At 71.1% G+C, this 19,446-nt stretch carries 20 protein-coding genes; 17 read left to right on the top strand and 3 right to left on the bottom strand.

All coding sequences use genetic code 11. The features are described 5' to 3' along the window. Window positions 1-94 precede the first annotated feature (94 nt). Genes ACQKIP_RS17825 through ACQKIP_RS17845 form a run of 5 tightly spaced genes read left to right on the top strand, consistent with a single transcriptional unit; the run spans window position 95 to window position 5,115 of the window. Window positions 95-1,624: an ABC transporter substrate-binding protein gene (locus ACQKIP_RS17825; RefSeq protein WP_365865082.1), complete on the top strand. Its 1,530-nt coding sequence runs from the start codon at window positions 95-97 to the stop codon at window positions 1,622-1,624. Further along, window positions 1,621-2,589 carry an ABC transporter permease gene (locus ACQKIP_RS17830; RefSeq protein WP_365865084.1) on the top strand — a complete coding sequence of 323 codons (969 nt, stop codon included), beginning with the start codon at window positions 1,621-1,623 and terminating at the stop codon, window positions 2,587-2,589. Before ACQKIP_RS17825 ends, ACQKIP_RS17830 begins: the two co-directional genes overlap by 4 nt. After that, complete coding sequence (locus ACQKIP_RS17835; protein WP_427743407.1) at window positions 2,586-3,509, top strand: ABC transporter permease; 924 nt, start codon at window positions 2,586-2,588, stop codon at window positions 3,507-3,509. The genes ACQKIP_RS17830 and ACQKIP_RS17835 overlap by 4 nt, the downstream gene beginning before the upstream one ends. Then, window positions 3,506-4,303 carry an ABC transporter ATP-binding protein gene (locus tag ACQKIP_RS17840; protein ID WP_365865086.1) on the top strand — a complete coding sequence of 266 codons (798 nt, stop codon included), beginning with the start codon at window positions 3,506-3,508 and terminating at the stop codon, window positions 4,301-4,303. Before ACQKIP_RS17835 ends, ACQKIP_RS17840 begins: the two co-directional genes overlap by 4 nt. Beyond that, window positions 4,300-5,115, top strand: coding sequence for an ATP-binding cassette domain-containing protein (locus ACQKIP_RS17845; RefSeq protein ID WP_365865088.1), 816 nt, complete (start codon window positions 4,300-4,302; stop codon window positions 5,113-5,115). The genes ACQKIP_RS17840 and ACQKIP_RS17845 overlap by 4 nt, the downstream gene beginning before the upstream one ends. 20 nt (window positions 5,116-5,135) lie before the next feature. Here ACQKIP_RS17845 and ACQKIP_RS17850 read toward each other — a convergent pair whose 3' ends face one another. Further along, entirely contained in the window at window positions 5,136-6,095 is a 960-nt protein-coding gene (locus ACQKIP_RS17850) for an ROK family protein (protein WP_365865090.1), read from the bottom strand. Here ACQKIP_RS17850 and ACQKIP_RS17855 point away from each other — a divergent pair. The 3 genes from ACQKIP_RS17855 to ACQKIP_RS17865 are packed head-to-tail and all read left to right on the top strand — an operon-like array spanning window position 6,094 to window position 8,419. Continuing rightward, complete coding sequence (locus tag ACQKIP_RS17855; RefSeq protein WP_427743410.1) at window positions 6,094-6,897, top strand: creatininase family protein; 804 nt, start codon at window positions 6,094-6,096, stop codon at window positions 6,895-6,897. The genes ACQKIP_RS17850 and ACQKIP_RS17855 overlap by 2 nt on opposite strands. A 23-nt stretch (window positions 6,898-6,920) precedes the next feature. Beyond that, window positions 6,921-8,048, top strand: a complete 1,128-nt coding sequence (locus tag ACQKIP_RS17860; protein ID WP_365865094.1) for a mandelate racemase/muconate lactonizing enzyme family protein — start codon at window positions 6,921-6,923, stop codon at window positions 8,046-8,048. Continuing rightward, window positions 8,045-8,419, top strand: a complete 375-nt coding sequence (locus ACQKIP_RS17865; protein ID WP_365865096.1) for a RidA family protein — start codon at window positions 8,045-8,047, stop codon at window positions 8,417-8,419. Before ACQKIP_RS17860 ends, ACQKIP_RS17865 begins: the two co-directional genes overlap by 4 nt. Window positions 8,420-8,449: 30 nt before the next feature. Here the strand turns inward: ACQKIP_RS17865 and ACQKIP_RS17870 are convergent, their stop codons facing one another. Further along, window positions 8,450-9,151, bottom strand: coding sequence for a FadR/GntR family transcriptional regulator (locus ACQKIP_RS17870; protein ID WP_365865098.1), 702 nt, complete (start codon window positions 9,149-9,151; stop codon window positions 8,450-8,452). A gap of 180 nt (window positions 9,152-9,331) precedes the next feature. Between ACQKIP_RS17870 and ACQKIP_RS17875 the strand changes: the two genes are divergently transcribed. The 8 genes from ACQKIP_RS17875 to ACQKIP_RS17910 are packed head-to-tail and all read left to right on the top strand — an operon-like array spanning window position 9,332 to window position 17,393. Next, window positions 9,332-10,414: a sugar ABC transporter substrate-binding protein gene (locus tag ACQKIP_RS17875; protein WP_365865100.1), complete on the top strand. Its 1,083-nt coding sequence runs from the start codon at window positions 9,332-9,334 to the stop codon at window positions 10,412-10,414. A gap of 8 nt (window positions 10,415-10,422) precedes the next feature. After that, the gene (locus tag ACQKIP_RS17880) at window positions 10,423-12,012 is read left to right on the top strand and encodes a sugar ABC transporter ATP-binding protein (RefSeq protein WP_365865101.1); all 1,590 of its coding nucleotides are present in this window, start codon (window positions 10,423-10,425) and stop codon (window positions 12,010-12,012) included. Then, window positions 12,005-13,048 (top strand): ABC transporter permease, encoded by a 1,044-nt coding sequence (locus tag ACQKIP_RS17885; RefSeq protein WP_365865102.1) that lies wholly within the window; start codon window positions 12,005-12,007, stop codon window positions 13,046-13,048. Before ACQKIP_RS17880 ends, ACQKIP_RS17885 begins: the two co-directional genes overlap by 8 nt. A gap of 59 nt (window positions 13,049-13,107) precedes the next feature. After that, window positions 13,108-14,448 (top strand): L-fuconate dehydratase, encoded by a 1,341-nt coding sequence (locus ACQKIP_RS17890; protein WP_365865104.1) that lies wholly within the window; start codon window positions 13,108-13,110, stop codon window positions 14,446-14,448. Beyond that, window positions 14,445-15,209, top strand: coding sequence for an SDR family NAD(P)-dependent oxidoreductase (locus tag ACQKIP_RS17895; protein ID WP_365865105.1), 765 nt, complete (start codon window positions 14,445-14,447; stop codon window positions 15,207-15,209). Before ACQKIP_RS17890 ends, ACQKIP_RS17895 begins: the two co-directional genes overlap by 4 nt. Further along, window positions 15,206-16,237, top strand: a complete 1,032-nt coding sequence (locus ACQKIP_RS17900; protein WP_365865106.1) for an aldo/keto reductase — start codon at window positions 15,206-15,208, stop codon at window positions 16,235-16,237. Before ACQKIP_RS17895 ends, ACQKIP_RS17900 begins: the two co-directional genes overlap by 4 nt. Next, the gene (locus ACQKIP_RS17905; protein ID WP_365865108.1) at window positions 16,234-16,548 is read left to right on the top strand and encodes an L-rhamnose mutarotase; all 315 of its coding nucleotides are present in this window, start codon (window positions 16,234-16,236) and stop codon (window positions 16,546-16,548) included. The genes ACQKIP_RS17900 and ACQKIP_RS17905 overlap by 4 nt, the downstream gene beginning before the upstream one ends. Further along, entirely contained in the window at window positions 16,533-17,393 is an 861-nt protein-coding gene (locus ACQKIP_RS17910; RefSeq protein ID WP_365865109.1) for an amidohydrolase family protein, read from the top strand. Before ACQKIP_RS17905 ends, ACQKIP_RS17910 begins: the two co-directional genes overlap by 16 nt. A gap of 36 nt (window positions 17,394-17,429) precedes the next feature. On the opposite strand, the gene ACQKIP_RS17915 is transcribed toward ACQKIP_RS17910, so the two are convergent. Continuing rightward, window positions 17,430-18,848, bottom strand: a complete 1,419-nt coding sequence (locus ACQKIP_RS17915; protein WP_365865111.1) for a lipase maturation factor family protein — start codon at window positions 18,846-18,848, stop codon at window positions 17,430-17,432. 82 nt (window positions 18,849-18,930) lie between these two features. On the opposite strand from ACQKIP_RS17915, the gene ACQKIP_RS17920 reads away from it, so the two are divergent. Beyond that, the coding region (locus tag ACQKIP_RS17920) for a PAS domain-containing protein (protein ID WP_427743416.1) at window positions 18,931-19,446 on the top strand (516 nt) is incomplete at its 3' end.

Here is a 19,446-nt window from a genome sequence, read left to right on the forward strand (position 1 = left end):
CGCTTAGCTTAACCCAACCGCGTTCCGGTGAACGGAACGATCGTACTGTTCGATGGAACATTGAAAGGGTGCGTGGCGCGTGACCCATCCAGGTATGTCACGTCGTGGAGCCCTGCGGCTGGGAGCACTTGCCGCTCCCGCTCTCGCCGTTCCCGTGGCGCTCACCGGCTGCGGGGCCGGGACCGGCGGCGTGCGCGGCGGGGTGCTGCGGGTGGCGCAGGCCGAGGACCCCTCGACCCTCGATCCGCACAAACAGGGCGACATGATCACCATGAACGTCCTGATCAACATCTTCGACACCCTGACCGCACGCGACGCCCGCGGCCGGCTCGCGCCCCGCCTCGCGCTCTCGTGGTCCGCACGTTCCAGGACCACCTGGCGCTTCAAGCTGCGCCGGGGCGTGCGTTTCCACAACGGCGAGCCCTGCGACGCGGCGGCCGTCAAGTTCAGCATCGAGCGGATCCTCGATCCGGCGACCCGCTCGCCGATCGTCGAACTGCGCTACGTGAAGCGCGTGTCCGTCGTCGACGCGCACACCGTGGACATCCACACCAGCCAGCACGACCCGATCCTGCCCGCCAAGCTCTCGCTGTTCGGCGGTGTCGTGGTGCCGCCGAAGCACATCGCGAAGGCCGGTGACGAGGACTTCGCCCGCCATCCCGTGGGTACCGGGCCCTTCCGCTTCACGAGCTGGCGGCGCGACCGCGAGCTGACGATGCGGCGCAACACCGGGCACTTCCACGGCACTCCGGACGTCGAGGAACTCGTCTTCACCCCGCTGCCCAACCCGGCATCCGCGCTCGCGGCCCTCCAGAGCGGCGAGGTGGACCTGGTCACCGGGCTCACCCCGGACGCCGCACGGCAGCTCTCCGGATACGGCGGCGTGGAGCTGGAGAACCACCCCGGCACCCGGACCGCCTACCTCAACCTCGACACGCAGGTGGGGCCGTTGCGCGACCGCAGGGTGCGCCAGGCACTCAACCACGCTGTTGACGTGCCCCTGCTCATCGATGCCGTGCTCGACGGGAAGGCCCGCGAGGTGCCCGCCATGATCCCGCACGGCACCTTCGGGTTCGACGCGTCGCTGCGGCCCTACCGCCGCTCCCTGCGCACCGCACGCAGACTCCTCGCCGACGCGGGACACCCCGACGGCTTCTCCACCACCCTCACCGCGTCCAACACCGACGCCCAGGTCGCCGAGGCCATATCGGGGCTCCTTGCCCGCGTGGGCATACGGGCCCGCGTCGAACTCCTCGACCCCGGCACCTTCTCCTCGCGCCTCACCTCGAAGAACCGGCACGCGCTCGGACCGCTGTACCTCGCCGCCAGCTCCGTGTGGACGCTCGACGGCAGCAGCATGCTCCAGTCCATCGTGCGCGGCGACCGGCGCCAGAGCCGCTGGAAATCCGAGCGCGCCGACCATCTCATCGACGCCGAGGAACTGTCCGTCAGCCCGCAGGAGCGCACCAAGGCGTTCTCCGCGCTCCAGCAACTCATGCTCGACGAGGCGCCGTTCGTGCCGCTCTACCAGCAGGACATCATCCTGGCGCGCACCACCCGCGCCCAGTGGACCCCCATCGTCAACGGCGCTCTGGCCATGGAGAGCGCGGAGGTTTCCCGATGAGCCGGACCGCGGCCATGACGGGCCGGACAGTGGCCGTGCCACCCCTGCTGCGGCAGATCGCGGCACGCCTGGGTACCGCGCTCGGCGTCCTGTTCGCCGTCGCCACCATCGCCTTCCTCCTCGTACGCCTCTCCGGCGACCCGGTCACGCAGCTCCTGCCGCCGGATGCCACACAGGCCCAGGAGAACACCCTGCGCGCCCAACTCGGCCTGGACCAGCCGCTGATCGCGCAGTACGGCGACTACCTGTGGGGCCTGCTCCACTTCGACCTCGGCGACTCGCTCGTACACGGCCGCCCGGTCGCAGAAGTGCTCGCGGAACGGCTGCCCGCCACCCTCCAGCTCGCGCTGGGCGCCATGGTGATCACGCTCCTGGTGGCGGTGCCCGCGGGGATCTACGCGGCGATGCGGCGCGGCCGTGCCGGGGACACCTCCGTGATGACCGCCGTCCTGCTCGGCCAGTCGACGCCGCCGTTCTGGATCGGCATCCTGCTCATCCTGGTCTTCTCCGTACAGCTCAAGGCGCTGCCCGCGTCCGGCTACGGCACCTTCGCCCATCTGGTGCTCCCGGCCATCACCCTGTCCGTCTACTCGGTCGCCGTCATCGCCAGACTGCTGCGCTCCTCCCTCATCGACGTGCTCGGCTCCGACCACATCCGCACCTCGCGCGCCAAGGGCCTCAGCCCCGGCAAGGTGGTCCTCGCCCACGGACTGCGCAACGCGGCCCTGCCGACCGTCACCGTGGTCGGCCTGGAGTTCGGCGGACTGCTCGGCGGCGCCATCCTCACCGAGCAGGTCTTCTCCTGGCCCGGCATCGGACGGCTCACCGTCGAGGCCATCTCGCACCGCGACTTCCCGATGGTGCAGGCGGCGGTCCTCTTCTTCGCGGCGGCCTTCGTCCTCGTCAATCTGCTCGTCGACCTGTCCTACAGCCTCCTCGACCCGAGAGTGCGGGCCCAGCGATGACCACCACCCCTCAGATGTCCGACGAGACGGCCGCCGCACCCCTGCCGCCCGCGAAGACACCCCTCATACGATCCGCCGCCCTGCGCACGCTGCTGCGCAACCGCCTGGCCGCCGTCGCACTCGGCGTCCTCGCCCTGATGGTGCTGGCCGCGGTGTTCGCCCCGCTGCTCGCACCCCACGACCCGGCCGCCCAGAACCTCCTCGTCCGGCTCAAGCCGCCAGCCTGGCAGGACGGCGGCAGCGGCAGCCATCCCCTCGGCACCGACCAGCTCGGCCGCGACCTGCTCTCCCGGGTCATCTACGGCTCACGCATCTCGCTGCTCGTCGGCGTCGGCGCGGCCCTGCTCGCCGGAGTCGCGGGCGCCGCCTGCGGCCTCTTCGCCGGCTACCGCGGCGGCCGGTTCGACCGGCTCCTGATGCGGGCCGCCGACATCCAACTGGCCTTCCCCTCCCTGCTCCTGGCGCTCGCCATCGTCGGCTTCCTGGGCTCGGGACTGTGGAACGTGGTGCTCGTCCTCGGCTTCACCGGCTGGGTCTCCTACGCACGGGTGGTGCGCGCCGAGGTGCTCTCGCTGCGCTCGCGCGACTACATCACCCAGGCCCGCGCCACCGGCGTACGCGACTTCACCATCCTGCGCCGCCACCTCCTGCCCAACGTGATGGCGCCCCTCGCCACCATCGGCACCCTGCACATCGCCGCCGCCATCGTCGCCGAGGCCTCGCTCAGCTATCTGGGGCTCGGCGTCCCCAAGGAGACCGTGACCTGGGGCGCGATGCTCGCCGACGGCCAGCTGTACCTCGGCACCGCCTGGTGGATCGCCGTGTTCCCCGGACTCGCCCTGATGCTCACCTCGCTGTCCGTCAACATCACCGGCGACGCCCTGCGGGACGTCGCAGACCCGAAGGCGTACCGCCGATGACCCCTCTCCTCCAGATCAAGGACCTGTCCGTCGACTTCCGGCTCGGCTCCGGCCCGGTGCACGCCGTACGCGGCGTCAGCCTCGACCTGCACGCGGGCGAAACCCTGGCCGTGGTCGGCGAATCGGGCAGCGGCAAGTCCGCCACCCTGCTCTCCGTGCTGCGGCTCAACCCCGAACCGCCGTGCGTCTACACCGGCGGCGAGATCCGCCTCGACGGCCGCGATCTGCTCGCCCTGTCCGAGAAGCAGCTGCGGTCGGTCCGCGGCAACGACATCGCCATGATCTTCCAGGACCCGATGACCAGCCTCGACCCGCTCCAGCGGGTGGGCCACCAAGTCGCCGAGGTTCTCCAGCGGCACCGGGGCGCCTCCCGCGCCGAGGCCCGCAAGGAGGCGGTACGCGCGCTCGGCGAGGTGGGCATCCCCGAGCCCGGGCGCCGCGCCCGCCAGTACCCGCACGAACTCTCCGGCGGCCTGCGACAGCGCGTGATGATCGCCACCGCGCTCGTCGGACGACCCCGGGTCCTCATCGCCGACGAGCCGACCACCGCCCTCGACGTCACCGTGCAGCGCCAGATCCTCGAACTCCTCGACGAACTGCGCGAGCGGCACGGCATGGCCGTCGTACTGATCACCCACGATCTGGGCGTGGTCGCCGAGACGGCCGACCGGGTCGTGGTGATGCACCACGGCCGTGTCGTGGAGAGCGGCCACGTCGCCGATGTCTTCGAGGACCCGCAGCAGGACTACACCCGGCGCCTGCTCGCCGCGACCCCCCGACTGGAGCCGGCATGACGACGCTGCTCGAACTGACCGACCTGCGCAAGGAGTTCGGATCCGGCCAGGGCGTGACCGTCGCCGTCGACGACGTCTCGCTGACCGTCACCGAGGGCGAGACGCTCGCCCTGGTCGGCGAGTCCGGGTCCGGCAAGACCACCCTGACCCGGCTGCTCCTGGCGCTCACCGAGCCGACCGCGGGCAGCGTCCGGTTCGAGGGCCGCGACCTGGCCGCGCTGCCCGCCGCCGAACTGCGCCGGATGCGCGCCCACATGCAGGTGGTGCTCCAGGACCCCTACTCCAGCATGAACCCGCGCCTGCGCATCACCGACATCGTCGGCGAACCCCTCGTCACCCACGACGCCTCCTACCGGGGCCGGCGGAACAGGGCACGGCTGCGCGAGCGGGTGGGGGAGCTTCTGACGCGGGTCGGCCTAGACTCCGGATTGCAGGACCGCTATCCGCACGAATTCTCCGGAGGCCAGCGCCAGCGCATCTCCATCGCCCGCGCGCTCGCGCCCGAGCCACGCCTCGTGGTCCTGGACGAGCCGACCAGCGCACTCGACGTCTCGGTGCAGGCCCAGGTCCTCGACCTGCTCACCGAACTTCAGCAGCGACTCGGCCTCACCTATGTGTTCGTCTCGCACAATCTGGCCGTCGTGCAGCAGGTCGCCGACCGGGTGGCCGTCATGCGCCAGGGCCGGATCGTCGAGAGCGGCACCGCGGACGCCGTCCTCAAGCATCCCCAGCACCCCTATACGAGGGAGCTGCTCGCCGCGGTGCCACGCCCCGACGGCTACCGCACCCGGCGGACGGCGAGGGCCCGGTGAGGGGAGCAGTGCGGGCCGGGCTACCCGTGCGTCAGGACGAGGCCGGCGCCGCCGAGCAGCGCCACGTCGTCCGGGCCCACCTCGCCCAGCAGAGCGCGCGGCGGCTCGGCGGTCGACCAGGCGGTGTCGCGGCGCAGCCGCTCCTCGATGCGGGCCCGGAACGGCTCACCGCCCTCGCGGGCCTCGCCGTGCAGCACGAACAGGCCCGGTGCGAAGAGCTGCTGCACGTTGACCAGGCCGAGGGCGAGATTGTCCGCGTACTCCTCGACGAGCGCGCGGGCCGCCGCATCGGTCCCGTCCGCGAGGTCCGCGAGGGATTCCACCCCGGTCAGACCCGCGGACCGCGCCCGCTGCCGCAGCCAGCGGGTGGTCGCCATGGTCTTCCAGCAGCCGCGCGCCCCGCAGGTGCAGGTCTCGCCACTGGCCGCCACCGTCATATGGGCGCCGCTGCGGCCGCCGTGCGGGGCGAGCACCGCGCCCTCGTAGAGAATCCCGACCCCGAGGACCTCGCCGGTCGACACCGAGGCGAAGGTGCGGCGGCCGCGGCCCGCCCCGAACCAGCGGTCGCCCAGGACCTGGAGGCGGGCCCGGTGCTCGACATGGACGGGCACGCCGACCAGGTCACGCAGCACGGCCGCCACCGGGTAGCCGTGCAGGGCGGGTACGTCGTTGGCCTCCAGGACGGTGCCCGTCTCCGGGTCCACCAGGCCCGCCGCGGCGACTCCGATGCCGTCCGGCGTGCGGCCGGGCCCGGCGAAGCATGCCCCGGCCGCTTCCCGCAGGGCGCTGTCCACGCAACGGCGCGGGCCGCTCGCGTCGAAGGCCGTCTCGGTGCGGTGCAGCAGCTTGCCCGCGCGCGAGACCAGCGCTGCCCGGACCACTCCGGGCAGCACCTCCACCGCGCCGAGGGCCGGGCGCGGTGCAGGTGGCCGCGGCGCCGGGTCGGGGACAAGGCGCAGCGGGGGACGTTCAACAGCCATGCGCAGACTCTGCCACGGCACGATCCGAGGAGACAGACCGGTGCTTGACCTGACCGAGCTCACCTGGCGCCAGACACGGGAGGCGGGGCGCGGCGGCATCGCGCTGCTGCCCATCGGCTCCCAGGAACAGCATGCCGGGCATCTGCCGATGGGCACGGACACCCTGCTCGCGAGCGCCGTCACGGACCGCGCGGCGCAGCTGCTCGGGGACGACGGACCCCGGGTCGTACGGCTGCCCGTGCTGCCGTACGGGCACAGTCCGCACCACCTCTTCGCCGCCGCGGTCTCGCTGTCCGCGGCGACGCTCGGCGCGGTGCTCGGCGACATCCTCGGCTCGCTGAGCCGCAGCGGATTCGACCGCATCATGATCGTCAACGGTCATGGCGGCAACGACGAGGTGATGCGCCTGGCCATCAAGGAGTTCGCCCTGCACACGGACGTCGCCTTGGCCGCCTGCTCGTACTGGAGCCTCGGCGAGGGCGACGAAGCGGGGCGCCCCGAGGTGACGCCGGGCCATGCGGGCTGGTTCGAGACCTCCCTGATGCTGGCCGCGCACCCGGACCTGGTCAGGACCCCGCTGCCGGTGCGGGAGCCGGTGCAGCCGCCGCCCCTGTTCGACCGGCCGCCGCACCCGGGACTGAGCGTGGAGCGGTACGGCGAATGGGAGCGGGTCGGCGGGGCCACGGACGATCCCTCCGGCGCCGACGGGGAGCGGGGCGGGCGGCTGCTCGACGCGCGGGCGGCGCAGCTGGCGGAGGCGATCCGTGCCTTCGACGCGGCGACGCGGCCCGGGAGCAAGTGAACGATCACGTAGCGAGGAGAACCATGAAGATCACCGATGTTGATGTGCAGGTCGTCAACCTGCCCCTGACCAATCCGTTCACCAGCTCCTTCGAGACCAAGACCGGCGAGACCCGCACGGTGGTGCGGATCCGCACCGACGACGGTCTGGTCGGCTGGGGCGAGACGATGTGGGGGCAGCCGGTCGCCGCGCTCGTCCGCAAACTCGCGCAGGACCTCATAGGCACCAGCCCTTTCGCTCTTGAGGCCTTCCATCGCAAGCAGCACATGGTGCCGTTCTTCCACGGCTACCTCGGCTACGCGGCCATCGCCGCCCTCGACGTGGCCTGCTGGGACCTGATGGGCAAGGCCAGCGGCCACTCGGTCACCGAACTCCTCGGCGGGGCGGTGCGCGACCAGGTGCCGCTGACGGCGCTGATCACGCGCGCGGACGCGGGCGGCGCGACCGGTGAGGCACTCGGCCAGGCGCTGGCCGAGCACACCGTCAAGGTCGTCTCTGAGGGCGGCTTCCGTGCGGTGAAGCTGAAGGGCACGACGGACATCGACGGCGACGTCCGGATCCTGCGCGCCATCCGCGCGGCACTGCCCGCCGTCAAACTGCGGGTCGACCCGAACGCGGCCTGGTCGGTGCCGGACACGGTGAGCGCGGGGCGGGCCCTGGAGGACCTGAATCTCGAATACCTGGAGGACCCCTGCGTCGGGATCGAGGGCATGAGCCAGGTCCACGCGCAGGTCCGCATCCCGCTGTGCACCAACATGTGCGTGGTCCGCTTCGAGGACTTCGCACCGGCGATGCGGCTGCGGGCCGTCGACATCATCCACGGTGACGTCTACAAGTGGGGCGGCATCGCACCGACCAAGGCCCTGGCCGCGCACTGCGAGACCTTCGGCCTGGGCATGAACCTGCACAGCGGCGGCGAGCTGGGCATCGCCACCGCCGCGCATCTGGCGGTGGTGGCCAGCACACCGGTCCTCAACCGGGCCATCGACTCCATGTACTACCTCCACGCCGACGACATCATCGAGCCGCTCGAACTGAACGCGGGCAGTCTGACCGTGCCACAGGGCCCCGGCCTGGGCGTGACCGTCGACGAGGACAAACTGCGCCACTACGCGGCAGTCAACGACCGCGAGGGAGACCTGACCGGATGACCGAGATCCGCACAGCCGAGGCCCCGCGGCCCGCCGGCGCCTACAGCCAGGGCATCGAGGCCTCCGGCTTCGTCTGGACGGCAGGCTTCGGCCCCCAGGACCCGGCCACGGGCGCCGTCGCCGAAACGGTCGGCGCCCAGACGACCCAGGTCCTGCGCAACGTCCAGGCGGTACTCGGGGCGCAGGGCCTGACACTGTCGGACGTGGTCAAGACAACGGTCCACCTGCAACACCTGCACCGGGACTTCGAGGAGTTCAACGAGGCCTACGAACACTTCTTCACGCCCCCCTACCCGACCCGCACGACGGTGGGCTCGGACTTGATGAACATCCTGGTGGAGATCGACGTGGTGGCGGTACGGCGGTCCTGACCCCGCAGTCGGGCGCGGCTTCGGACGCTCCTACCCGTCCAACTGCGCCCGCAGCCACTCCTCCACCTCGCCCACGTGTGCCGCCGCCGCGGCTCTGGCCGCTTCCGGGTCGCGGGACACCAGGGCGCGGTGGATGCGGGCGTGTTCGCGGCGGGTGCGTTCGAAGGCGTCCTCCTCCTGGTAGCCGCGCCATACCCGGGCGCGGAACGTGCGTGAGGAGAGGCCCTCCAGGATGGCCGCCATCGTGTCGTTGCCCGCCGCGAAGGCGATCGTGCGGTGGAACGCCAGGTCGTGGGAGAGGATCTCCTCCGGGTCCTCCGTGGCGTTCATCGCCTCCAAGTGTTTTTCCACGTCGGCCAGTTGGTCCGGGGTGATGCGTGCCGCCGCCAGCGCCGTCGCCGTGGATTCCAGGACCCTGCGCACCTCCAGGAGTTCCACCAGGCGCGGTCCGCGCGACAGGTCGGCCACCACTCCGAAGGTCTCCAGGAGATCCCCGGCCTCCAGTTGCGTGACGTAGATGCCCGAGCCGTGCCGGGCCTCCAGGACGCCCATCACCGTGAGCGCGCGGATCGCCTCCCGCATGGAGCTGCGCGAGATGCCCAGCTGTGCGGCCAAGTCGCGTTCCGTGGGCAGGCGTTGGCCCGGCTCCAGGCGGCCCTCGCCGATCATCGCCTTGATCTGCTCGATGGCCCGCCCGGTCACGGTGCCCTTCTGCGGGGCGGTCTGGTCCACGTGACGCTCCTCCACTAGCCGAGTGCGCCGCAGTCTAACCAGAGATGTGGTCGGACCACTACGGCCTAAAACCAGGAAAACTTGGCGACGGAGGGTGTTGTGAGAGCCAAGTGGTCTGATAAATATTCGCCATCAGTCGCCCGATCCACGTTCGCATCACCTTCGATGAGGAGCCGTCAGATGGCCGGCAGAACAGTGCGCAACAGGTCCAGCAGGGCGGGGACTCCGCGGGCGGCGCGGATCGCCGCCGCGGCGGCCTGCGCGTCCCTCGTGCTCACGGCATGTGGCAGTACGACGGACAACGCGGCCCCCGCCGGCGGCGAGGGCGGAGAGGGCAAAGTCGGGGTGATCCTGCCCCTGCTGACCTCGCCGTTCTGGCAGTCGTACAACGACTACGTGCCGAAGATGGCGAAGTCCGAGGACGTCGACACGAACAAGACGGTCAACTCCAACAGCGACCCCTCGCAGCAGATCACCGACATCAACAACCAGCTCAACCAGGGCGTCAAGGGCCTCGTCGTCGCGCCCCTGGACAGCGCCGCGATCTCCGCCGGTCTCGACCAGGCCGAGCGCAAGGGCGTGCCCGTGGTCGCCGTCGACGTCGCTCCCGAGAAGGGCAAGGTCGCGATGGTGGTGCGCGCCAACAATGTCGCGTACGGCGAGAAGGCCTGCGACTACCTCGGCAAGCAGGTCAAGACCGGCAAGGTCGTCCAGATCATGGGAGACCTCGCGTCCGTCAACGGCCGCGAGCGCTCCGAGGCGTTTCGCACCTGCGTGAAGAAGAAGTACCCGAAGCTCGAGGTCCTGGAGATCCCCGCCAAGTGGGAGTCCGACACGGCCGCCTCCAAGCTGGACACGCTGCTCAACTCCAACCCCGACATCAAGGGCATCTACATGCAGGCGGGCGGTGTCTATCTCGCCCCCACCCTGCAGACCCTGAAGTCCAAGGGAATGCTGAAGAAGACCGGCGAGAAGGGCCACATCACCGTCATCTCGAACGACGGCATCCCGCAGGAGTTCGACGCCATCCGCAAGGGCCAGATCGACGCCACCGTCTCGCAGCCCGCCGACGCGTACGCCAAGTACGGGATGTACTACATCAAGGCCGCGATGAAGGGGGAGAAGTTCAAGCCGGGCCCGACCGACCACGACTCCACCATCGTGAAGCTGCCCAGCGGCATCCTCGAGGACCAGCTGCCCGCGCCCCTGGTCACCAAGGAGAACGTGGACGACTCCAAGCTGTGGGGCAACACGGTCAAATGAGTACGCCGATGAGCAAGCCCCCCACGCCGGGGCCGACGGCGCAGACCGCGCTCGTCGAAGCCACCGGCATCGTCAAGCGGTACGGACCCACCGTCGCGCTGGAGGACGGCCGGCTGACCGTCCTGCCCGGCGAGTCCCACGCCCTCGTCGGGCGCAACGGCGCGGGCAAGTCCACCCTGGTCACCATCCTCACCGGCCTCCAGGCGCCGGACGCGGGCACCGTCCTCTTCGACGGCGAGCCCGCACCGCCGCTCGCCGACCGCGACGCCTGGCGCCGCAAGGTGGCCTGCGTCTACCAGAAGCCGACCGTCGTGCCCGACCTCACCGTCGCCGAGAACCTCTTCATCAACCGGCAGCCCGAAGGCCGCGGCGGCTTCATCAGCTGGCGCAGGCTCCGCGCGCAGGCCGCCGAGGTGCTCGACACCTGGGACGTGCGGGTCGACCCGGACGCCCGCACCGCGGACCTCAAGGTCGAGGACCGGCAGATGGTGGAGATCGCGCGGGCGCTCAGCTTCGGCGCGCGCTTCATCGTCCTGGACGAGCCCACCGCGCAGCTCGACAACCGCGAGATCGAGCGCCTCTTCACCCGCATGCGGGCCCTCCAGGAGTCGGGGGTCACTTTTCTCTTCATCTCGCACCACCTCCAGGAGGTGTACGAGGTCTGCCAGACCGTCACCGTCCTGCGCGACGCCCGCTGGATCACCACCGCCCCGGTGGCCGAACTGCCGCGCGCCGCCCTGGTCGAGGCGATGGCGGGGGAGGCCCTTCAGGAGAAGAAGGCCGCCGAGGAGTCCGTCGCCCGCACCGAGGTGCCCGCCGACGCCCCGGTGATGCTCGACGTCGAGGGCCTCACCAGCGACTCGTACGCGGACGTCGACCTGACCGTCCGCAAGGGCGAGGTCGTCGGGCTCGCGGGATCCAGCGGCAGCGGCAAGATCAACCTCGCCGAGACCATCGCGGGCCTGCACACACCGACCGGCGGAGACGCCCGACTCGACGGCAAGCGCCTGCCGTTCGGGGACGTGACCGCCACGCTGCGGGCCGGCGTCGGCTGCGTCCCGCGCGACCGGCACGACCAGGGCCTGGTCTTCGGCATGACGATCGGCGACAACGCCACCATGTCCGTGCTCGACCGGCTCGGGAAGTACGGCTTCGTCGGCACCGAGCGCAAACGCGGCTTCGCCGAAGAGCTCATCGACCGCCTCGACATCCACGCCGAGGGCCCCGACCAGCCCGTGTCCGACCTCTCCGGAGGCAACGCCCAGAAGGTCGTCATGGCCAGGGCGCTCGCCTCCGACCCCCGGCTCCTCGTCCTCATCAACCCCACCGCGGGCGTGGACGTGAAGTCCAAGGAGTCACTGCTCGCCCGCATGGACAACGCCCGCGAGGACGGCACCGCGGTCCTCGTCGTCTCCGACGAACTGGACGACCTGCGGCGCTGTGACCGCGTCCTGGTCCTCTTCCACGGCCGGGTGGTCGCCGAACACCAGGCGGGCTGGCACGACCACGAGCTGATCGCCTCGATCGAGGGCGTCGGGGAGAACGCGCGGTCGGCAGAAACCGAAGGAGTGCAAGAAGGAGTGAATGACCGTGGCTGACACCAAGGCCCCGTCGGCCTCGACCGCACCGGACCTGACGGCGAAGACCGACAACGCCCGCGCCCAGGCGCGCTCGGTGCTGCTCCGCCGGGCTCGCGAACTCGCGCTCGTACCAGCCCTGTTGCTGCTCATGCTGCTCGGCACCCTGGTGAACGACTCGTTCCTCACGGAGCGCAACCTCATCTCCATCCTGGGCGCCTCGGCCGCCCTCGCCATGGTCGTGCTCGCCGAATCGCTCGTCCTCATCACCGGCAAGTTCGACCTGTCCCTCGAATCGGTCGTCGGCATCGCGCCCGCCGTCGGCGCGCTGCTCGTACTGCCCGCCGCGCAGGCCGGATTCGGCACCGAGATGCCCGCCGCCGTGGCGCTGCTGGCGATCCTCGTCGTCGGCGCGGTCATCGGCGCCTTCAACGGCATCCTCGTGGTGAAGCTCAAGCTCAACGCGTTCATCGTCACGCTCGCCATGCTGATCGTCCTGCGCGGCCTGCTCGTCGGGGCGACCAAGGGCAAGACGCTCTTCGGGATGCCGGACGCCTTCTACACCCTGGCCACCTCCACGTTCCTGACCATCCCGCTCTCGGTGTGGCTGGCCGCCGTCGCCTTCGGTGTCGCGGGCTTCGTCCTCAAGTACCACCGGGTGGGGCGCGCGCTGTACGCCATCGGCGGCAACGCGGACGCGGCCCGTGCCGCCGGTATCCGCGTCGAGCGCGTGATGCTCGGCGTGTTCGTCGTGGCCGGCACGCTTGCCGCCGTCGGCGGACTGATGCAGACCGGCTACGTCGGCGCGATCAACGCCAACCAGGGCCAGAACATGATCTTCACGGTGTTCGCGGCCGCCGTCATCGGCGGCATCAGCCTCGACGGCGGCAAGGGCACCATGTTCGGCGCCCTCACCGGCGTCCTGCTGCTCGGCGTCGTACAGAACCTGCTCACCCTCGCCCAGGTGCCTTCCTTCTGGATCCAGGCCATCTACGGCGGAATCATCCTGGTCGCCCTGATGATCGCGCGCGTCACCACCGGCCGCGCACAGGACTGACCCCGCTCCGGGTTCCCCGCCGTCGCACGCCTCCTTGCCCCTTTCCGGAAAGGTCTCCTGTGTCCCCGACCTCCGCCCGCATCATCGCGGTCGACACCTATGACGTACGGTTCCCCACCTCGCGGGAGCTCGACGGTTCCGACGCGATGAACCCGGACCCCGACTACTCCGCCGCCTACGTGATCCTGCGCACCGACGCGGACGACGGCCTGGAGGGGCACGGCTTCACCTTCACCATCGGGCGCGGCAACGACGTCCAGGTCGCCGCCATCGAGTCGCTGCGCCACCATGTGCTCGGCCGGTCCGTCGAGGAACTCTGCGCCGATCCGGGGACGTTGAACCGCGACCTGATCGGGGACAGCCAGCTGCGCTGGCTCGGGCCCGAGAAGGGCGTGATGCACATGGCCATCGGCGCCGTCGTCAACGCCCTGTGGGATCTGGCGGCCAAGCGCGCGGGCAAGCCGCTGTGGCGGTTCCTCGCCGACGCGGAGCCGCGGTGGCTGGTCTCCCAGATCGACTTCCGCTACATCGCCGACGCCCTCACTCCCGAAGAGGCCCTGGATCTCCTCCGGTCGGGCAGACAGGGAGCCGCCGAGCGCGAGGCCCTGCTGCGCGAGCACGGCTACCCCGGCTATACGACGTCGCCGGGCTGGCTCGGCTACAGCGACGAGAAGCTGACCCGCCTCGCACGCCAGGCCGTGGCGGACGGCTTCACCCAGATCAAGCTGAAGGTCGGCGCGGACCTCGCGGACGACGTACGCCGCTGCCGCACCGCCCGTGCGGCCATCGGACCCGGCATCCGGATGGCCATCGACGCCAACCAGCGCTGGAACGTCGACGAGGCCGTGCAGTGGACGCGCGCCCTCGCGGAGTTCGACCCGTACTGGGTCGAGGAACCCACCAGTCCCGACGACGTCCTCGGCCACGCGGCGATCCGCAAGGCGGTCGCCCCGGTCAAGGTCGCCACCGGCGAGCACGTGCAGAACCGCATCGTGTTCAAGCAGCTCCTCCAGGCGGGCGCCATCGACGTCCTGCAGATCGACGCCGCCCGCGTCGGCGGCGTCAACGAGAACCTGGCGATCCTGCTGCTCGCGGCCAGGTTCGGCATCCCGGTCTGCCCGCACGCGGGCGGGGTCGGCCTGTGCGAACTCGTCCAGCATCTGTCGATGTTCGACTACGTGGCGCTGACCGGCACCACCGAGAACCGCGTCATCGAGTACGTCGACCATCTCCACGACCACTTCATCGACCCGGTCGTGCTGCGCGAGGGCCACTACCTGGCGCCCGCCGCGCCGGGCTTCTCGGCCGCCATGCGGCCCGAGTCCCTCGCCGAATTCACCTATCCGGACGGCGCCTTCTGGGCCGCCGATCTCGCGCACGGCAAAGGAGCAGCCGCATGACGGACGCCCGCGATTTTGACGGCCTGACGGCCCTGGTCACCGGCGGAGCCTCCGGTATCGGGCGGGCCACGGCCGAGCTCCTCGCCGCGCGCGGAGCCCGGGTCGCGGTGCTCGACCTGGACCCGGACAGCGTGCAAAAGCCCCTCACCGGCCACCGCGCCGACGTCTCGGACGACGCCTCGGTACGCGAAGCCGTCGCCGCCGCGGTGGCGGACCTCGGCGGACTCGACGTACTGATCAACAATGCGGGGATCGGCGCGCAGGGCACCGTCGAGGACAACGGCGACGACCAGTGGCACAAGGTGCTCGACGTGAACGTCCTCGGGATCGTGCGCACCACGCGCGCCGCCCTGCCGCACCTGCGCGTCTCCACCCGTGCGGCGATCGTCAACACCTGCTCGATCGCCGCGACCGCGGGTCTGCCGCAGCGCGCCTTGTACTCGGCGTCCAAGGGCGCGGTGCTCTCCCTGACGCTCGCCATGGCCGCCGATCACGTGCGCGAGGGAGTGCGCGTCAACTGCGTCAACCCCGGCACCGTGGACACCCCGTGGGTCGGCCGCCTCCTGGACGCCGCGCCCGACCCGGCGGCCGAGCGTGCCGCGCTCGAAGCCCGCCAGCCGACCGGACGCCTCGTCTCGGCGGACGAGGTCGCGGGCGCGATCGCCTACCTCGCGAGCCCCCTCTCCGGCGCCACCACCGGCACCGCGCTCGCCGTCGACGGCGGAATGCAGGGCCTGCGGCTGCGCCCGGCGGGCCAATGAGCGGCATGGCCCGGCGCACCCTCGGATCCGGCGGCGTCGAGGTGAGCGAGCTGTCCTTCGGCGCCGCCGGCCTCGGCAACCTCTACACGCCGGTCACCGACGCGGAGGCAGCCGCCGCCGTCGACGCGGCCTGGGAGGCGGGCCTGCGCTACTTCGACACCGCACCGCACTACGGCATCGGCCTGTCCGAGCGCAGACTGGGCGAGGCGCTGCGGGCCCGCCCGCGCCAGACGTACGCCCTGTCGACCAAAGCGGGCCGCCTCCTCGAAGAGGCGGGGGAGGGGTCCGTGGGCGACGACCTCGCGCACGGCTTCGCCGTGCCCGCGACGCACCGCCGGGTCTGGGACTTCAGCGCGGACGGCATCCGCCGCTCCCTGGAGGCGAGCCTGACCCGCCTCGGCCTCGACCGCGTCGATGTCGTCTACCTCCACGACCCGGACGACCACGCGGAACAGGCCTTCAGAGAGGGGTATCCCGCCCTGGAGCGGCTGCGCTCGGAGGGCGTGGTCGGCGCGATCGGCGCGGGCATGAACCAGACGGCGATGCTCACCCGCTTCCTCCGCGACACGGACGTCGACGCCGTGCTGTGCGCGGGCCGCTACACGCTCCTGGACCAGAGCGCCCTCGCCGAACTGCTCCCCGCGGCGCAGGAGCACGGCAAGGCGGTGGTCATCGGCGGCGTCTTCAACTCGGGCCTGCTCGCCGACCCCCGCCCCGGCGCGACGTACGACTACACGAGGGCACCCGGCGCCCTCCTGGACCGCGCCCGCCGCCTGAAGGCCATGGCGGAACGGCACGGCACCACGCTGCGGGCGGCGGCCCTGGCCTTTCCCCTGGCCCACCCGGCGGTGGCCACCGTCCTCGTGGGCGCCCGCTCGGACCGCGAAGTCCGCGACGCCGCAACGCAGTTCGCAGCCGCAGTGCCCGGCGGCTTCTGGCAGGAAGCCCGCGCCGAAGGGCTGCTGCCCGCCGGTGCACCCGTCCCTGTCCCTGTCCCTGTCCCCGTCCCCGGAGAGGAGCACGCGTGAGAATCGCCCTGCACACCAAGGTGCGCGCCGACCGCGTCGCAGAGTACGACACCGTGCACCGCGAGGTGCCCGCCGAGCTCACCGCCGCCATCCGCGCGGCGGGCGCCACCTCCTGGACGATCTGGCGCAGCGGCACCGATCTCTTCCACGTCCTGGAGTGCGAGGACTACGCCCGGATGCTCGCCGAGCTGGACAAGCTGCCGGTCAACATCGCCTGGCAGGCGCGCATGGCCGAGCTCCTGGACGTCGTGCACGACTACTCGGCCGGGGGCGCGGACGCGGGGCTGCCCGTCGTATGGGAGCTGCCGTGACACCGCGCCTCGTCGACTCCCACCATCATGTGTGGGACCTCTCCGCACGCGACCAGGAATGGATCACCGGCGACGCGCTCGCCCCGATCCGCCGGAACTTCTCGCTCGCGGACCTGCTGCCCGACGCCCGCGCCGCCGGTGTCGCCGCGAGCGTGCTCGTCCAGACGGTCACGGTGGCCGACGAGACTCCCGAGTTCCTTGCCCTGGCACAGGAGAGCGATCTCGTGGCGGGCGTCGTGGGATGGATCGACCTCACCCGCCCGGAAGCCGCCGACACGCTCGCGCGGCTGCGTCAACTGCCGGGCGGCCGGCATCTCGTGGGCATCCGGCACCAGGTGCAGGGCGAGCCTGACCCGCAATGGCTGCTGCGGCCCGACGTGCGCCGCGGGCTTGCCGCGGTCGGCGCGGCGGGCCTCGCCTATGACCTGGTCGTCCTGCCCCACCAGCTGCCCGCCTGCGTCAAAGCGGCCCAGGACCACCCTGAACTCATCTTCGTCCTGGACCACTTGGGCAAGCCGCCCGTCGCCTCCGGCGCCCTCGAACCCTGGGCCGCGGACGTGCGCTCGCTGGCCGCGCTGCCCAACACCGTCTGCAAGCTCTCCGGCCTGGTGACGGAGGCCGACCCGACGACGTGGACGGTCGACGACCTGCGTCCGTACGCGGACACCGTCCTGGACGCCTTCGGCCCCGACCGGCTGATGTTCGGCTCGGACTGGCCGGTCTGCACCCTGGCCGCCACGTACGCGGAAGTCGTCGACGCCGCACAGCAGTTGACGGCACTGCTCAGTGAGAGCGAGCGCGCCGCGCTCTTCGCCGGGACCGCGACCCGCGTCTACGGCCTGTGAATCCGGGAGGCAAAGGGACCCGGCGGCGCGGATGACTCAGCGAGGCGAGTCGATGCGCGTCGGCGGCAGGAACTCCCGCACGTACGTCCGCTCCCAGCAGGCGCCCGTCTCGCGCAGCTCGCGCCAGGTCGTGTAGCGGTAGCGGTACAGGCGGGCGCGGATGTACGCGGGAGGCGCGTCCTGCGGGAACGGCACGTGGCGCAGCAGCCGCAGCGTGTCCCGGTCGCCTTCGAGCAGCCGCTCCACCAGCGGGCCGAACCACGACCTGGCGTAAGCGGGGGAGAGCGCGGCGAACCACATCATCCAGTCGAGCCGCAGATGGTACGGCGCGAACTGCCGGGGCCAGCGCCGCACGTCACCCGGCTTGCCCTTGAACTCGTACTCCCGCCACTCCGATTCCTGGCGGGGCTTCGTGTCCGCCGTGCCCTCGACGACGATCTCCTGGCGGACGCGGCTGACGCTGCCGAACGCCCCGTACGTGTTGACGAGGTGCAGCGGGTCGAAGGATGAGTTCATGAGCTGCCGCCGGGAGAACAGATTGCGCGCGGGCCGGTAGCTCAGGAACAGGAGCAGGACGGTCACCGCGATGACCACCGCCTCGTACCAGAGCGGGGCGGCGGGGGAGTACGCGGGCGCCGCCGTGCTCCCGAAGTCCAGGACGGACACGGCGAGCACGATCGTCATCCAGTTCAGCCAGCTGAAGTTCCCCGAGAGGACCAGCCACAGCTGGGTGACGATCATCAGGCAGGCGGCGGCCGTGGCGATCGGCTGCGGTGTGAACAGCAGTACGGGGACGACGAGTTGGGTGAAGTGGTTCGCCGCGACCTCCACCCGGTGCAGCGGCTTCGGCAGATGGTGGAAGAACCAGCTCAGCGGGCCCGGCATCGGCTGTGTCTCGTGGTGGAAGTACAGGCAGGTGAGTTTCCGCCAGCACGCGTCGCCGCGCATCTTGATCAGGCCGGCCCCGAACTCCACGCGGAAGAGGACCCAGCGCAGCAGGAAGAGCACGAGCACCGGCGGCGCCGTCTCGTCGTTGCCGAGGAAGACGGCGAGGAAGCCAGTCTCCAGGAGCAGCGACTCCCACCCGAAGCCGTACCAGGTCTGTCCCACGTTCGCGATCGAGAGATACAGGACCCACGGCACGAGCCACAGCAGCATGCCGCCCCACAGCGGCAGCAGAGCGTCGGCGCCCGCGAGCAGCGCGAGCGCGCAGGCGCAGCCCGTCCACGCGACGAGGGCGAAGAAGCGGTCCGAGTAATGCAGGTGGAAGAGGCCGGGCGCCTTGCGGAACGGCACGCGCTCGACGTGGCGCGGCACCGGCAGCATGCCGCGCTCCCCGATCAGCGCACGGAACTGCAGCGCCGCGCCCAGGAACGCGACGAGGTAGACGGCGGCGAGCGCCCGCTGGAAGACGAGGCGGCCGAGCCAGTACTGATCCGCGGTGAACCACTCCACAGGGCCATCTTGCGCCGAATCGGCTCGGGTGCCCCTCCCGGCGTGCGGGTCGGGGCCCGACGGCGAAGAATCTTGAAGTGTCATGACGCCCACGTCACTGCCGGACGACTGGCCAGCGGACCCGCGGTCGATCCTGGCGTTCAACCGCACAGGCTGCTTCGACTGGGACCTCGACAGCGGCCTGATGCATCTCGATGCCGCGGGCCACGAGGTCTTCGACGTGCGTACCGACGAGTACGACGGCCATCCGACCACCCTTGGCATGCGGGTCCCGCCGGCGGAGGCGCACCGCATGGACGCCTATGTCTCGCACGCGCTCAAGGACGGCAGCGAGACCTACGGCATCTACTTCCGTATCCGGCTGCGCGAGGGCAGTCTGCGCTGGACCCATACCCAGGGGTTCATCCACCGTGACGAAACGGGCCGTCCGTACCGCATCGTGGGCGTCATCCGCGACGCCACGCAGGAACTGGGCGACAGTACGGCCCGGCACCGGCGCGCCGACGAGGAGGAGGACCGGCGCCGCCGTACGAGCATCGTGCAGGGCATCACGGCGGCCCTCGCGCACGCCCGTACCGTCCGGGACGTCATCGACCTG

This window comes from Streptomyces sp. NPDC059900 (assembly GCF_050270335.1).
In the GTDB taxonomy this organism is placed as follows: Bacteria; Actinomycetota; Actinomycetes; order Streptomycetales; family Streptomycetaceae; genus Streptomyces.

What these genes read in the sequence shown, in the direction of transcription:
- ACQKIP_RS17825 (WP_365865082.1), top strand. Translation starts at nt 95, where the DNA reads ATGTCACGTCGTGGAGCCCTGCGGCTGGGAGCACTTGCCGCTCCCGCT.
- ACQKIP_RS17830 (WP_365865084.1), top strand. Translation starts at nt 1,621, where the DNA reads ATGAGCCGGACCGCGGCCATGACGGGCCGGACAGTGGCCGTGCCACCC.
- ACQKIP_RS17835 (WP_427743407.1), top strand. Translation starts at nt 2,586, where the DNA reads ATGACCACCACCCCTCAGATGTCCGACGAGACGGCCGCCGCACCCCTG.
- ACQKIP_RS17840 (WP_365865086.1), top strand. Translation starts at nt 3,506, where the DNA reads ATGACCCCTCTCCTCCAGATCAAGGACCTGTCCGTCGACTTCCGGCTC.
- ACQKIP_RS17845 (WP_365865088.1), top strand. Translation starts at nt 4,300, where the DNA reads ATGACGACGCTGCTCGAACTGACCGACCTGCGCAAGGAGTTCGGATCC.
- ACQKIP_RS17855 (WP_427743410.1), top strand. Translation starts at nt 6,094, where the DNA reads ATGCGCAGACTCTGCCACGGCACGATCCGAGGAGACAGACCGGTGCTT.
- ACQKIP_RS17850 (WP_365865090.1), bottom strand. Translation starts at nt 6,095, where the DNA reads ATGGCTGTTGAACGTCCCCCGCTGCGCCTTGTCCCCGACCCGGCGCCG.
- ACQKIP_RS17860 (WP_365865094.1), top strand. Translation starts at nt 6,921, where the DNA reads ATGAAGATCACCGATGTTGATGTGCAGGTCGTCAACCTGCCCCTGACC.
- ACQKIP_RS17865 (WP_365865096.1), top strand. Translation starts at nt 8,045, where the DNA reads ATGACCGAGATCCGCACAGCCGAGGCCCCGCGGCCCGCCGGCGCCTAC.
- ACQKIP_RS17875 (WP_365865100.1), top strand. Translation starts at nt 9,332, where the DNA reads ATGGCCGGCAGAACAGTGCGCAACAGGTCCAGCAGGGCGGGGACTCCG.
- ACQKIP_RS17880 (WP_365865101.1), top strand. Translation starts at nt 10,423, where the DNA reads ATGAGCAAGCCCCCCACGCCGGGGCCGACGGCGCAGACCGCGCTCGTC.
- ACQKIP_RS17895 (WP_365865105.1), top strand. Translation starts at nt 14,445, where the DNA reads ATGACGGACGCCCGCGATTTTGACGGCCTGACGGCCCTGGTCACCGGC.
- ACQKIP_RS17900 (WP_365865106.1), top strand. Translation starts at nt 15,206, where the DNA reads ATGAGCGGCATGGCCCGGCGCACCCTCGGATCCGGCGGCGTCGAGGTG.
- ACQKIP_RS17910 (WP_365865109.1), top strand. Translation starts at nt 16,533, where the DNA reads ATGGGAGCTGCCGTGACACCGCGCCTCGTCGACTCCCACCATCATGTG.